Source organism: Candidatus Magnetobacterium casense, assembly GCF_000714715.1.
GTDB classification, from domain to species: Bacteria; Nitrospirota; Thermodesulfovibrionia; order Thermodesulfovibrionales; family Magnetobacteriaceae; genus Magnetobacterium; species Magnetobacterium casense.
In genome coordinates this window covers 1-13,118 of record NZ_JMFO01000050.1, presented here as the reverse complement: position 1 = coordinate 13,118, position 13,118 = coordinate 1, and the positions used below count along the sequence as shown (strand labels likewise).

The 13,118-nt window shown below is 45.7% G+C and carries 10 protein-coding genes and 1 pseudogene; 5 read left to right on the top strand and 6 right to left on the bottom strand.

Annotated elements, in window-relative coordinates:
* Positions 1 to 691: 691 nt before the first annotated feature.
* Positions 692 to 907 carry a hypothetical protein gene (locus Mcas_RS15530; protein ID WP_040336472.1) on the bottom strand — a complete coding sequence of 72 codons (216 nt, stop codon included), beginning with the start codon at positions 905 to 907 and terminating at the stop codon, positions 692 to 694.
* Positions 908 to 1,966: 1,059 nt separating this feature from the next.
* Positions 1,967 to 2,494 carry a DUF6398 domain-containing protein gene (locus Mcas_RS15520; RefSeq protein WP_040336473.1) on the bottom strand — a complete coding sequence of 176 codons (528 nt, stop codon included), beginning with the start codon at positions 2,492 to 2,494 and terminating at the stop codon, positions 1,967 to 1,969.
* A gap of 408 nt (positions 2,495 to 2,902) precedes the next feature.
* Between Mcas_RS15520 and Mcas_RS15515 the strand changes: the two genes are divergently transcribed.
* On the top strand, positions 2,903 to 3,166 hold the full coding sequence (locus Mcas_RS15515; RefSeq protein WP_156033426.1) for a hypothetical protein: 264 nt from the start codon (positions 2,903 to 2,905) through the stop codon (positions 3,164 to 3,166).
* The gene (locus Mcas_RS15510) at positions 3,147 to 3,557 is read left to right on the top strand and encodes a putative toxin-antitoxin system toxin component, PIN family (RefSeq protein WP_040336469.1); all 411 of its coding nucleotides are present in this window, start codon (positions 3,147 to 3,149) and stop codon (positions 3,555 to 3,557) included. The genes Mcas_RS15515 and Mcas_RS15510 overlap by 20 nt, the downstream gene beginning before the upstream one ends.
* Before the next feature lie 277 nt (positions 3,558 to 3,834).
* On the opposite strand, the pseudogene Mcas_RS19365 reads toward Mcas_RS15510, so the two are convergent.
* Positions 3,835 to 3,942, bottom strand: a pseudogene (locus tag Mcas_RS19365) (recombinase family protein); the annotation flags it as partial.
* 760 nt (positions 3,943 to 4,702) lie between these two features.
* On the opposite strand from Mcas_RS19365, the gene Mcas_RS15505 reads away from it, so the two are divergent.
* The gene (locus tag Mcas_RS15505; RefSeq protein WP_040336468.1) at positions 4,703 to 6,448 is read left to right on the top strand and encodes an NAD+ synthase; all 1,746 of its coding nucleotides are present in this window, start codon (positions 4,703 to 4,705) and stop codon (positions 6,446 to 6,448) included.
* 110 nt (positions 6,449 to 6,558) lie between these two features.
* Here the strand turns inward: Mcas_RS15505 and Mcas_RS15500 are convergent, their stop codons facing one another.
* A complete protein-coding gene (locus tag Mcas_RS15500; protein WP_040336467.1) occupies positions 6,559 to 7,695 on the bottom strand; it encodes a pyridoxal-phosphate-dependent aminotransferase family protein in 1,137 nt (378 codons plus the stop codon).
* A 185-nt stretch (positions 7,696 to 7,880) separates the two neighbouring features.
* On the opposite strand from Mcas_RS15500, the gene Mcas_RS15495 reads away from it, so the two are divergent.
* Complete coding sequence (locus Mcas_RS15495; RefSeq protein WP_040336466.1) at positions 7,881 to 8,855, top strand: PIN/TRAM domain-containing protein; 975 nt, start codon at positions 7,881 to 7,883, stop codon at positions 8,853 to 8,855.
* Positions 8,856 to 9,035: 180 nt separating this feature from the next.
* On the opposite strand, the gene Mcas_RS15490 is transcribed toward Mcas_RS15495, so the two are convergent.
* A complete protein-coding gene (locus Mcas_RS15490; RefSeq protein WP_040336465.1) occupies positions 9,036 to 11,903 on the bottom strand; it encodes a PD-(D/E)XK nuclease family protein in 2,868 nt (955 codons plus the stop codon).
* A 273-nt stretch (positions 11,904 to 12,176) separates the two neighbouring features.
* Positions 12,177 to 12,698, bottom strand: a complete 522-nt coding sequence (locus Mcas_RS15485) for a transposase (RefSeq protein WP_040336464.1) — start codon at positions 12,696 to 12,698, stop codon at positions 12,177 to 12,179.
* 79 nt (positions 12,699 to 12,777) lie between these two features.
* Here Mcas_RS15485 and Mcas_RS15480 point away from each other — a divergent pair, with 79 nt between their 5' ends.
* Complete coding sequence (locus Mcas_RS15480; protein ID WP_040336463.1) at positions 12,778 to 13,086, top strand: hypothetical protein; 309 nt, start codon at positions 12,778 to 12,780, stop codon at positions 13,084 to 13,086.
* Positions 13,087 to 13,118 lie beyond the last annotated feature (32 nt).

The window sequence follows — 13,118 nt, the reverse complement described above, 5'->3', positions numbered from 1 at the left end:
ATTCAGCCTACGACGCAAAAACAATATACGATACAAGCAAAAATCTTGGACATGTACCAATAATAGMMAAAATCCTCGCCGTGGCAGCGTTTTACCAATGTCCACTGCAGAGGCTATAAGATATAATGAACGTACTACAATCGAAAGAGTCAATGGTAGATTGAAGACCGAATTTGGTGGAAATAATGTTTTGGTAAGGGGAAGCATGAAAGTAAAGATGCACTTGATGATCGGAATTGTTGTCTTATTTGCCGATCAAATGTTAAAACTGATAACCTAAACGATAAAAGATACCTAAAAAAAGGTTGTTTTAGCATTATGAGGGAGAAATGCGTCTAAAATCAGAACAAATTGGCAATTATGTCCGATAAAATAGAAGATTTGGAGATTTTTATGTGAGTGAATAAAATTTAGACCTCATTAAAGATGAGAGAGTAGATATTTGTAGGGATTTTTGATTTCTTTTTGCAAGAGGCTCAACATTATGTTCTCCTTTTAATCTATTATATTTAGGTGTTATATTATAGCACAAAGAGAACTAAAAAAGGTTTAGTTTAGGAGTTTTGCAAGAGGCTCCACCGAAAAATCATTGCCGTCGATTATGTAGACATTATACGGAATACAATCTAAAAGATTCAATGCGTAATCTGTTAAGGTCTTTACCACTATAGACGGGTATTTGCAATCATAACTATACATAGTATGCCTCTTTATGATCACTTCTCTGGCAATTGCTTAGTTTAGTTATCAACTCCTCCCGTGTTATACCAAGTGCGTATGAGGCTATCTCTGTATCACCGCCACAGTGGTTCAACGTGTGCCTAATAATCCTGCTCTCTGCTTCCATGACAGTTATTGGCATTAACTCCTCAATCGTAAAATACTGTGAAAATATCTTTACCTTCACCCTTTATTCCTCCATATCATCAACTATCATCCCTCTGAGTTATCGTGTCCCATACATACAATAAGTAAAAATGACACTTTGCAATACTATTATATATATTAATGGATGTTTAGCACATAAGTATATCAGGTGTTCACTGTATTTTTGCTCAAGTGCTTTATGTCTCTTCCTGTATCTACTAAACAGTCCTTCTGTTGACATCTTTTTTATCTCTCCTTATTCTTTTTATTTAGCCTGCTAAATCCCTATTATCATAATCTTTCATAAATGAAACACATGCACTTTGTTCCCATGCATGTAATTTGACAATGTCATATTAGGATGTAAACCTCTGAATTTAAAAGGTTTAGCATTGAGCACATGTAACACTTAAAACCATTTACAATCAACAATCTATGCTTTAATATGATATTGTCAAGGTAATAGCAATCGATAATGGCAAAGCAAATAACATGCCACCAAGCGTGCTAACTGTAAAGTAACTTAAAGCACAGCACACATGCAGTCTGTCGTGTTGGTTGTAAATCAGTTTTGCTTCAAGTATAACGGTTCCTTCATATACGACCAAGTAATCCTATGCAGAACGCCATCCTTATCTATGAACAAATGTTCATACTCTATGACCGATACGTCATAGATTTAGAAGTGTTGGTATAGCCTTTATGACTTTGTTACTGTGCTTAAGCGATGTGACCACGCCGGACTGTAGTGTTATCCCTTAAAGTGCTACAGGCAAGTTTCAGTGCATTACAAGAACTCCGTGTGTAACATGAGCTGTTTAAGAGGGAAAGTATATAAATGGCAAAACGTTAGATGTACTATCCGCTCCTGCTGGTCGCCGTCCTTAGAAACCATAGCACCATTGTTTTTCCAAATGATTAAGGCGTCCCTACAGCCTTCATTTAAAATGCTTGCCTCTAATCCAGCAAGTTCATCACTCATTGAAAGATGGGATTAGGTCTTTAAACTTAGGGTTTATGATTATCTTATCAGTTTCAATCAGCATTTCTTTTGACTGACCATATAAATACTGCTTCAATGCCCTCTGTGATAACGCACTCATTCAGATTTATTTCTGTCGGCTGGCATATACGGTATTATACCCTTGCGACAAGCTTCTTCCTGAATATGTCGAGGCAATGAACGAGCATCAACTATAAAGCCGTTGACCATAATCATCCAAGCCATAGGATTATCATCCATTTTGGAAGGTAAACACCATTTAGGGTCAAGTTGTGTCATATTAAGGGCATCCCGAACAATCTTAGACTTATTGGCACCAGTACTCTTAGGTACTCCAAAAGCTTCACAAAGGTCTATGGCACTCATATATGGTTCGCTCGCTTTATCGAATAGAAAATTCACATGTCCCAGCGCATAAAGAATACCACACGCCCACGAGTTTATATTTCCTGATATCAACGGTGAAGGTCTCTTACGACATAAGGAAGCAGTAACCTGCCTCGCAAGCATCGCATACTCTTCATTTAAATGCTTCTTGCATATATCATCTGTGAGTTCAGTGAGCCTATTAAATATCTCCTGAAACTCTTTTGGTACTTTGTCAGACTTGCTCTTTCTTGGCATATGATATAGTATAAACTCATACAGTAAAAAAATGGTAGAGGCACACATGGCTCTAGTAAATAGCTTCGCCAAAACAGAGCTTGACATCTTTATAAAAACATATTATGCTAAATATGCCTTCTGTAGCGTGATTCCTTATTAGTAGGGGTCGGTTGTTCTCAGAAGGCACCCCCTAAAAAGGGGGGAGAAAACTTTAATAACTGCATCCCATCCAAGAGAGGTGTCCTGCGCCGGGAAAGTTGAGTATTTACAACCCTCTTGATTCTTTAAACTTTGAACCTTCAGTGTTCAAAAAAACTCGTTCTATGACCTTTGAAAGTATAGTTTTAATTTTCTATTCGTTGTCCCCTCATCTTACCACTTTTTTTTGAGTTGCTTTCCTTAGTATTAAAGTGGTACAGTAGAACTATGCATAGAACAAAAACAGTAACTATTTCATTAATGCCAGAAATTTTAAAACAGGTGGAAGCTTCTGCTATAAGTGAGCACTGCACTGTAAATGAGTGGCTTCAGGAGGCAGTAAAGAGGCATTTCTTGAGAAAGGAATGGCAAAGACTTTCTCGTTATGGTTATCAGAAGGCAATTGAAGTGGGAATCAAGACCGAAGAGGATGTGGAACGCCTTATTGAAGAGTACCGTGATGAACAAATGAATGCTAAAAGTCGTTCTTGATACTAATATCATCGTTTCTGCGGTTGCATTTGGTCGATTACCAGCCAACATTTTAGAGAGAGCAGTAGAAGGGGAGTTTATAAACGTCACGTCAGATTTTATTTTGCAAGAAGTTGAAACCGTACTGGTTAAAAAGTTCCGTTGGTCAATTCAGGATGCTCAAGATGTAATTACCTTGCTGTTAGGATTTTCAGAGTTGGTAAAACCTCAAGTACAGATTGTCGCTTTGGATTACCCACCAGACAACCACATTTTGGAATGCGCTATAGCAGGAAAAGCCGATCTGATAGTAACTGGTGATAAGAAACATCTCCTACCGCTTAAACAGTATGAAGGGATTAGAATCTTGAGTGTAGGAGCGTTTTTAGACTGGATAAACACTGTTCGATGAATACTTAAAAACATCTCAATCAGTTGATACGTGGCGAGTTTTTCTTTCTACTCCACTCACCTGCCTATTGGTATTTGGGCAAAAATGACATCACCCTTTCTGGAGTAATCTAATGCAGAGATCAACCCTAGCCTTTAGGGTTTAGCACCGCTTAACCCTACAAGGTCACTTTCTATCCAAAACTGCTGATTTATGCGGTAACTTCAACTACCGCTAACACATATAAACCTTTAAACCTTTGATTTTGAACGGTTTGATTTCTTAATTGTCGTTGTAGAGTTAATATATCTTCAAAGATACGTTCACAACCGGCTTGGGTTAGAGCGTCTTTTTGTATGTCCAGTTTCTGATCATCAGCAGGGACACGGGCGTAGCCTATGAGTATTGTATACCTGGGTGTAATACCAAGTTGCATTCAGAGGATGAGGTTTTTATCTACAGAGAACTTGATTGTTAGGCAATTGTAGATGAACAGATTTTTACCTCGTTTGAACGCAACTTGGTATAAATGCATATGTGGGATAAAACTCTATCTATATAGATTTATCCGTAGAAGGTTCGCATTGTGATAATAAAAGCTGGACATCCTAAATGCAAGTCAGGAATGCTTAATAAAAAAGTAATATATTTTATGATATACTTATAATATCAACCTAAATACGTGATAATTATGAATCCTACCGATAAAATAAACTTTATCCCATCTTCGACGAGAACAGGGCGTAACTAAAATCACGATAAATATAGAACTGTCTAAAATACAAACTGCTCCCTTAAAAATTATTCTTGACATTTACACCGGAGTTTAGATGCTATTTTTTGACCTCTAAAATGATTCATCCCAAGTAAATTCCCGGCTTAAATTTTAGCATAGCGAAACCTGGCTTTTAATGGGCTGTTGACGATCTGTTGACGGTTTTTTCGAGGCTAAAATATCTGTATACCGTTGATCTTAAAGGATGTATGTGCATGTCTGCACAGGGTTCAAATCCCTGCACCGCCACTTTATACGGCTTAAACCCGCCTAAATCAAGGCTCTCGCCTCCAACCAAATCCCGGGAGCTTCGGTGGTCCACCACAGGCTTGATTTTCAACAAAGCAAACTATTACCTTTTTTTATCCGAATCAGTTATAATTAGAGCATTATGAAGACATTAAGGCTGGCTATGGCTCAGATAAATCCCACCGTGGGAGACCTTGGCGGTAACAGGGATAAGGTGCTCAGGTACATGGACATGGCCAGGGATATGCGTGCGGATGTTGTCGCCTTCCCTGAGATGTGCATAACCGGTTATCCGCCCGAAGACCTGCTGCTAAAGCCACGGTTCATACGGGACAATCTCACCATCCTGCAGGAGATAAAGGGGAAAACGCAAGACATAGCCGCTATCGTTGGCTTTGTGGACATGCAGGACGACATCTACAATGCCTGCGCAATGCTCTGTGACGGCAACATCGTAGACGTATACCACAAGGTGCTTCTGCCTAACTACGGCGTATTTGATGAGGTTCGCTACTTCAGGGCCGGCACCAGACTGCCCGTGTATGATATCTGCAATACGCTTGTGGGTGTAAACATCTGTGAGGACATCTGGTATCCCGATGGCCCTGCCCACAGACAGGGACTCTATGGTGCGGAGCTTATAATAAACATCAACGCCTCACCCTATGGTATCAACAAGACCCGCTTCAGAGAGACGATGCTCTGTGCACGCGCCTCCGACAACGTCATCATACTGGCCTACCTCAACACCGTTGGCGGACAGGACGAACTTGTCTTTGACGGCAACAGCCTTGTTATTGGCCCAACGGGTGAAGTCATCAGGAGGGGGGCGCAGTTTGCCGAAGACTTTATCGTAATCGATCTTGACATCGAATCCGTGTTTCTGTCACGCCTGCAGGACCCACGGCGGCGTAACAGATATCAGGCACCCGATAACGGCGACATGAGGCGTGTCTTTGTCTGCAACCAGAGGGATTCTGCCAAACCCCCTCTGCAGGGGACTCCTCCGGTGCTCCCCGCTCCATTTATGGGAGGCAGCAAGCAGGAGCAGGTATACGATGCTCTGAGACTTGGTATAAGCGATTATGTAAGAAAGAACGGGTTCAGCTCTGTGCTGATTGGTCTCAGCGGTGGGATTGACTCCTCAATCGTCGCCACGCTGGCCATTGACGCAATCGGCAAGGAACACGTAACGGGTGTGTTTATGCCTTCGCCATACACCTCTGAGGAGTCACGGCAGGACGTCTGCGAGCTGGCGGCAAACCTTGGCATCAATGTTATTGAAATCCCTATCAGCGATATCTTTGCCGTCTATCTCAAGCAACTGGAGACATCCTTTAAGGGCAGAGGCGTTGACACCACAGAGGAAAACCTGCAGGCTCGCATCCGTGGCAATATTCTTATGGCGCTATCCAACAAGTTTGGTTCCCTGGTGCTGACCACGGGCAACAAGTCGGAGATGTCCGTGGGGTATGCCACGCTCTATGGGGATATGGCCGGGGGCTTTGCTGTCATCAAGGATGTCCCAAAGACGTTGGTCTACGATCTCTGCCGCTGGCGCAATGCCGCATCCGCAACGCCACTCATACCTCAGAGGGTGCTGGTTAAGGAGCCTACGGCCGAACTCAGACACTCGCAAAAGGACACCGACTCACTGCCCCCCTATGACATGCTTGACCCCGTCCTTGCCGCATACGTGGAAAAAGAGATGAGTTACGAAGAGATTATCGCACTTGGCAACGACGAAACAACCACAAGAAACGTCCTGAAAATGGTGGACAACAGCGAGTACAAACGCCGGCAGTCCCCACCCGGGATCAAGATCACCAACAGGGCCTTTGGTAAGGACAGACGTTTCCCTATCACAAACGGCTACAAGGGCTACTAACCATGAAAAACCACAGGGCATACAGTATTCTACAATAGCTCCCCACGGGGAAGAGGATTGGCGCCTCTGCCATAATCCCTGCCCTCTCGTGGGAGAAAAAATGAAACACGCTATGCTAAGATTTCCTCACAGGCGGCAACCCCCTTGCCAAGAGTCACCGGATGTCCCAACTTCTTAAGGGTCATTTCGACAGCAGAGATCGCCACGATCACGTCAAATCTGTCGGCATACCCCAAGTGTGCTATCCTGAATATCTTACCCTTTACCTGGTCCTGACCGCCTGCCGTGGTTACGCCGTAGTTTTCCCTGAGCACCTTGTATATCTTCTGGCCATCAACTCCGTCTGGGGCCTCTACGGCCGTCACCGAATTACTGGGGAGTTCCTTGGCGAACAGGTTCAGTCCCAGGGCCTTGACCCCCTCCCGCGTGGCATGGGCAAGGCGGGTGTGACGGGCAAAGACGTTTGCCAATCCCTCCTGCTCTAGCAGCTTGATTGCCTCGTTCAGTCCGATTATCAGCGTAACGGCCGAGGTGAAGTTGGTCTGATTCTCCTGGAGCTTTTTGCGTTCGGCCTTGAGGTTGAAGTAGAATCTTTCGAGCTTGGAGGACTCGGCCTTTTTCCAGGCCTTCTCAGACACGCTGACAAAGGCCAGCCCCGGTGGAAGCATAAGCCCCTTCTGTGAGCCTCCAACCATGATGTCTATCCCCCAGGCATCCGTCCTGATGTCGTGGGCAACCAGGGCACTGATGGCATCCACTACCAGGATGGTGTCATCGTATCTGCCAACGATCTTGGCCAACGCCTCAACGTCGTGGTTTACACCAGTGGAGGTCTCCGTTGCCTGGACGAATACGCCCTTGACGTTGCCTTCCTTTTTGAGAAGCTCCGCCAAAACCTCGGGGCGGACGCTGTAGCCCCAATCGACCTTTATCTCCTTGACGTCCAGACCGTAGGTCTTGCATATCTTCGTCCAACGCTCACCGAACTTTCCGCCGTCGATGACAACAACCTTGTCGTTTTTGTTGAAGAAGTTATTGACGGAGGCCACCATGCCACCCGTACCGGTGCTGCACAGAATGAGCACGTCGTTTTGTGTTTGAAACAGCCGCTTCAGACCGTTCTTTGCCGCATCCAGGATCGGTACAAAGTCCGGGGCACGGTGGTGTATCATAGGCATTGCCATGGCCAGGAGCGCCTCAGGTGGGACAGGGGTTGGCCCCGGAGCCAACAAGTACTTCTTAAACATATCGTTCCTCCACATTTATAGTACTGCTCTTGCTATTAATCATTGCTATTATTATAATAAAAATCTAATAAATTTTTCATGCTTAAATATGAGCCTGTGTCACTGGCAGGCATGTCAGAGAACAGATAAGGGGGCAAGGTTGTCTCCAGAGCTAATTTTATATAAGGAGAAAGGGTGTGTAAACAATGGTAGCATTTTTTAGATTGATGATTGTCCTGATTTTTGGGTTAATAGGCTTTATGCTTGGACATGAGTATGATGCTAGACTCGAGGGGGCAGCGGCAGGGATGTTGCTGGGATTTATGGTATCGGCAGCGGAGTATTTTCTGAGGAGGTTTCGGTTAGGAAGGGTTGTAGGGGGGATTGCAGGGCTTTTTCTTGGCATTGTGCTTGCCAGATTAATCATATATCCTATTGAGAGGTTGCTGGGGGAGATCAACACGGCAGCGTTCATATTTGAGGCAGTGATTGGTTATACAGGGCTGCTGTTAGGTCTTACCAAGGGTGAAGGGTTGACTTCCGCCAGTTTCATGCGGATATTCAGAGGGCAAAATATCGAAGAAAACGTCAAAATCCTCGACACAAGTTCCATTATCGACGGCAGGATTGCAGATGTGTGTGAAACCGGCTTTTTAGAGGGTACATTTATAGTTCCGCAGTTTATTTTGCAGGAATTGCAGCACATAGCCGATTCCTCCGATTCGATGAAACGCAGTCGTGGTCGCAGGGGGCTGGACGTCTTGCACAGGATGCAAAAATTTTCGAGCATAAACGTCAGGATCATCGAGGAGGAGTTCCAGAAGATCCGCGAGGTGGATTCAAAGCTCGTGGCGCTGGCCAAGATGATGAACGCAAAGATTATCACCAACGACTTCAACCTCAACAAGGTGGCCCAGCTTCAGGACGTCCCCGTGCTCAACATCAACGAGTTGGCCAATGCCCTCAAGCCGGTTGTGCTGCCGGGGGAGATGATGAAGGTCTTCATTATCAAGGAGGGCAAGGAGTCCAATCAGGGTGTTGCCTACACCGATGACGGGACAATGGTCGTGGTGGAAAACGCCAGAAAGCTCATAGGTAAAAACGTAGACGTAGTAGTCACCAGCGTGTTGCAGACCACCGCAGGCAGGATGATCTTCTCAAAGTCCAGCAGCGACTACTAAGAAAGGTGTTTTGTCATGGAAGGGGTCAAGGGGACTTCTTCGTGGCCGGGGTGCCTCACCCCTCCCCTTGCAGGTGGGTCTGAGGGAGCCAGGAGCGCATTGAGCCGGGGGTCGCTGACCCCTCCTGGAGCGAAAAAGAAGCGGAGCCGTCTCCCTTTTTTCTTCTTCTTTATTATCTTCCTACGTGCCGCAGATGCAACGATATACGCAATTTGCGCACACCTTCTTTGCATCCCTGACCGGACCAAAGGGGACCGACGGCTCCACGATCTCGCCAAGTACGAGCCGAATCAACTGTTCAATGACCCCGTAGGCATCCTCGGGGAAGGGCACCTCGATACCCTCATCAATCACAGACCGCCCCAGAAAGATATGCGCACAACTGAGCGATTCTGCCGTAACCCCGAATCTCTGCGCATAAAGCATCCGGTAAAACGGCAACTGCACGCAGTTGTATACCGCCGACCAACTCTCCCGATCATCCAGATCGAGCTTGCCCAAGGCCATCGCTATCTTGGCGGAGGTCTTGTAATCGAGGATCAGCACGGTACCATCACGGATATCAACCCTGTCGAGCACACCGTAGAGCCTGAATTGTCCCATCTTAACGCTGACGGACTCCTCAACGCACTTGATAACCGTCCTGGTGTTTGTGACAACGGGGACAGTGTAACCGGTCAGAAAATCAAGCAGATGCCGCCTGACCTGATGCTTCAGGAGATATGCCGCACCACTGGGGTCATTGCCGTAGAACTTCCTGAATGCCCCCTCAAGGCAGACAAGCATATGCCCCTGGTCGATATTTCCGGACGTGAGCGGAACTCCAACAAGCTTCCTGAAGTACTCCGCCAACACGTGATGCACAAAGCTGCCGATGTCCATTGGTTCTATGTCCTGAGTGGCCTTGTCTTTCTTGTCGAGACGCAGGACGTACTTGTAGTAAAACCTTAAGGGACACACCAAATAGGTTTCCAGGGCGGATGCGCTGTAGCGGATATCACTCCGCAGGACGTTGAGCATGGCCTCGGTCTTTGCCACCGGCTCCGGAGAGCTGCCCTTAAGCTCAATCTTGTACTGGATGGAGCTTACAAGATTGTCGTCACTGAGATTTTTGTTGCGTTGTTGTTGCTTCCAAAGGAGACGCTCTACGAAACGGCTCTTTTCCATCTTGTCGTTTTCCACGAAGAAGACGGCGACCTCCTTGGCGCCCGCTATGAGTGTCTCCAGGTAGTAGGCCGACAGCTTTTCCCTGTCCACGGCGGTCGGAAGTCCCAACTGCTGACGTGCCCCAAAGGGCAACAGCGAATCCTCAAGCGTCGTACCGGGTAGCACGCCCTCGTTGACGTCGAGAATATACACGTTGTCAAACCGGATGTTGCGCGTCTCTATAAACCCCAACACCTGCATCCCCCTAAGCGGCGTCCCCGTAAAGGGGCAGTGGCACGTGGATATGTACTTCTTAAACATATTGAAGTAACCGGCGGGTTGCACAAACCGTATCTCTGCCATTTGGGAGTTAACGATCTTGTGCAGGGTCGTGGCAAATGCCTCGGCAAACGGATAAAAGTACGGGTGCAGCGGGGCCGTGCTCTCACTATAGATGTAGCTAATGATGGCTATGCACTGTGTGGCAAAGTCTGCGGTGTCCTTAAAGCCCATAAATCGCCTGATCGTGTTGTTGTGAATGTCGATCAGGTGGTCTCTGATTCCCTTGGCTTCGTGCTCCGCTGGCGAGTCAGACCCCGCGACTGTAAGGAGCGAATCCGATAAATTGCCAAGTATCTTGGCGATGGAGTCAAACAATTCCATGTCGTTTTCCAGCTCCTCCAGCGAAAAGAATGTCTTTGTGCGGTTTGGTGACAGCTCATCCTCGATGGTATGGAACATGATCCGTGTGACATCCGCCCTGGTAGAGAGCAGGACGTTTTTTGTGTACGGGTGCAGGACAAATCTCAGATAGTCATGGATATACAGGCGGTGGCCATCCATTGTGGTGATCAGTTGCATTAGGTTGTTAAGGAAGCCGTAGAGCGGCGTCCGGTACAGGGGGTATCCCAGGGAGACGTTGTAGTCGGCTTCGTCAAATACCGATAGTCCCTGCAACAGCAGCGGAAATAGTGTCTCCGACGACGGTAGGGCGATGACGGTGCGCTCGTTGAAGGGCTGTGTCCGGGTCAGCAGCGAGTTCAATGCAAACACCTGGCCGTGGACGTCGGGGGAGCGGTAGAACTCAATCCGCTGCTCCGTGTCCGTCCTCTCAAGCGGGGCAATGTCCGTAACCTTCTTTGTTGCTGCAGGACGTTCCTGTCCAAGGGCCTTTAGTCGGTCGTGGATGCCGGGGCCATCCTGGAAGATAAATTCCACCCTGTCATTGCTGCCAAACCCCCTGAACAGGTCTATCTCCGAGGTTGTCATGCCATAAACCCCCAGGACAAGTATCTTGTCGTACCGGGAGAGGTCTGCCTCCCTGATCCTTTCGGAGACGGTTGCGTATCGCAGTGAGCGCGTGGAGTAGTTCAGCACCTTGGCGGTCTTGTAGAATTCCTCATAGAAGAACGACAGCTTCCGTATGTTGTGCATGCTGTGCAGCGGGCACGTGTCCTTGAAGATTTCCTCGACCCTGGAGGTGATATCGACGCCCTTTTTTTCGATGCAGAGTTCCTCTATGTCGCGATAGATACTCATGCCGATGCCAAAGAAGCTATCCGGCGTGGCGAAGTGTTCCCACTCCTGCGTGGAGTGTTCCCTGTGGCACTTGTACAGTATGGCCACGGCGTCGATGGTCTCAAGTGCGGGGGCAAAGAGTCCAAGTACGTCCTCGTAGATGAAGTCCACGAAGCCGTCTATCGAAAACACCTTTGGCGGGATAAAGCAGCCCTCGGCCCTCTGTCCCAGCGTCTTTCTGAGGAAGTGTGCAGGTCGTTTACCGGGGAAGATCACAAGGTTGTTGCTATAGTTGCATCCCGTTGTCGTGGGTGGCAGCGCGGTCAGTCTGTCAGCCGCCTCCTGCACAAGGTCAGCCGTCGTCGATACGAGCGTTACGTTCATAACACATTCATCGGAATAAGGGGAAGGACTCTGTCTTCTCAAAAAGCTGAGATAACAGCCTTTTGACTCATGATTACATCCAATTGAGCAATGGTATTATTCTTACCTACCCCTATTATTATATGTTATACCAATGCCATCATAATTGTCAAGTCCAAAAATTACCATTGTCACAGCAAAATAGAAATGTCCGCTTTTTAGCGGAAGTTCCAGATTGGAGAGTTCGATATGTCCCTATAAAGCCTTTATAATAAACATTCTATGTTGATTTGCTTAAAAATTATTCGCACAAACAGTGCCTAACACTTCAGGAATTTGTATGCCAAGTTTTTCTAAAACTCTTTCGGCTATACCTGCCGGTTTTACCACCCTCGTAATTATTACACCTCCTATTTCTTCATCTACGCATACTATTTCATTTAAACTTGAAATTAGTTCATCTATTGGTTCTTCCATTTCACATGTTTTCTTTATAAATTCATTTAAAAGTCTCAATGCAAGCATTACTAAAAACACATGTCCTCTTGTTCTCTTTTCTTTTGTGTGATATATTGGTCTTACTTCGAGGTGTGTCGTTTTCATCTTTTTAAAATCTTGTTCTACTTGTGATAATGATTTATATCTGTTATGTATCGTTTCCTTTTCTACTTGTGATTCAATTAAATTTGTCTTAATGCAATAACAACCATCTAAAAGCATATCGTTTTCTATAGCTTCCTTTATCTCATTAACTTTTATAATATCTTCTTCCAATTTAATATCAACCAAATTGTTTATATGTAGAGCCTCTTGCAAAACTCCTAAACTAAACCTTTTTTAGTTCTCTTTGTGCTATAATATAACACCTAAATATAATAGCCTAAAAGGAGAACAAATGTTATTAGAGAGTATATCATGGTTAGCAGGAAATATACAACGGGTACTGTTCCCAGAGTTGGAAGAAATACTTACCGATCCAATAACCAAGAAACAAAAGCAGTTAGTTACAATCCTGGAGATAGTTCAGATAGAAAGACATATGTGGTGGGTAGACAGTCAATGCATAGGTCGTAAACTCAAGGAGAGGTATGCAATTGGCAGAGCGTTTGTAGCCAAAGTTGTCTATAATTACCCTACGACAAGTCTTTTGATAGAATCTCTAAAAACGATGCCAAATCTGAGAAAAGATATGTGGATTTGCTAAAAATACAAGATATACCATCAGAATCAACATTC

Coding starts and splice junctions, on each gene's coding strand:
- Mcas_RS15500 (WP_040336467.1), bottom strand. CDS start 7,695: ATGTTTAAGAAGTACTTGTTGGCTCCGGGGCCAACCCCTGTCCCACCT.
- Mcas_RS15515 (WP_156033426.1), top strand. CDS start 2,903: ATGCATAGAACAAAAACAGTAACTATTTCATTAATGCCAGAAATTTTA.
- Mcas_RS15520 (WP_040336473.1), bottom strand. CDS start 2,494: ATGCCAAGAAAGAGCAAGTCTGACAAAGTACCAAAAGAGTTTCAGGAG.
- Mcas_RS15490 (WP_040336465.1), bottom strand. CDS start 11,903: ATGAACGTAACGCTCGTATCGACGACGGCTGACCTTGTGCAGGAGGCG.
- Mcas_RS15495 (WP_040336466.1), top strand. CDS start 7,881: ATGGTAGCATTTTTTAGATTGATGATTGTCCTGATTTTTGGGTTAATA.
- Mcas_RS15505 (WP_040336468.1), top strand. CDS start 4,703: ATGAAGACATTAAGGCTGGCTATGGCTCAGATAAATCCCACCGTGGGA.
- Mcas_RS15510 (WP_040336469.1), top strand. CDS start 3,147: ATGCTAAAAGTCGTTCTTGATACTAATATCATCGTTTCTGCGGTTGCA.
- Mcas_RS15480 (WP_040336463.1), top strand. CDS start 12,778: ATGTTATTAGAGAGTATATCATGGTTAGCAGGAAATATACAACGGGTA.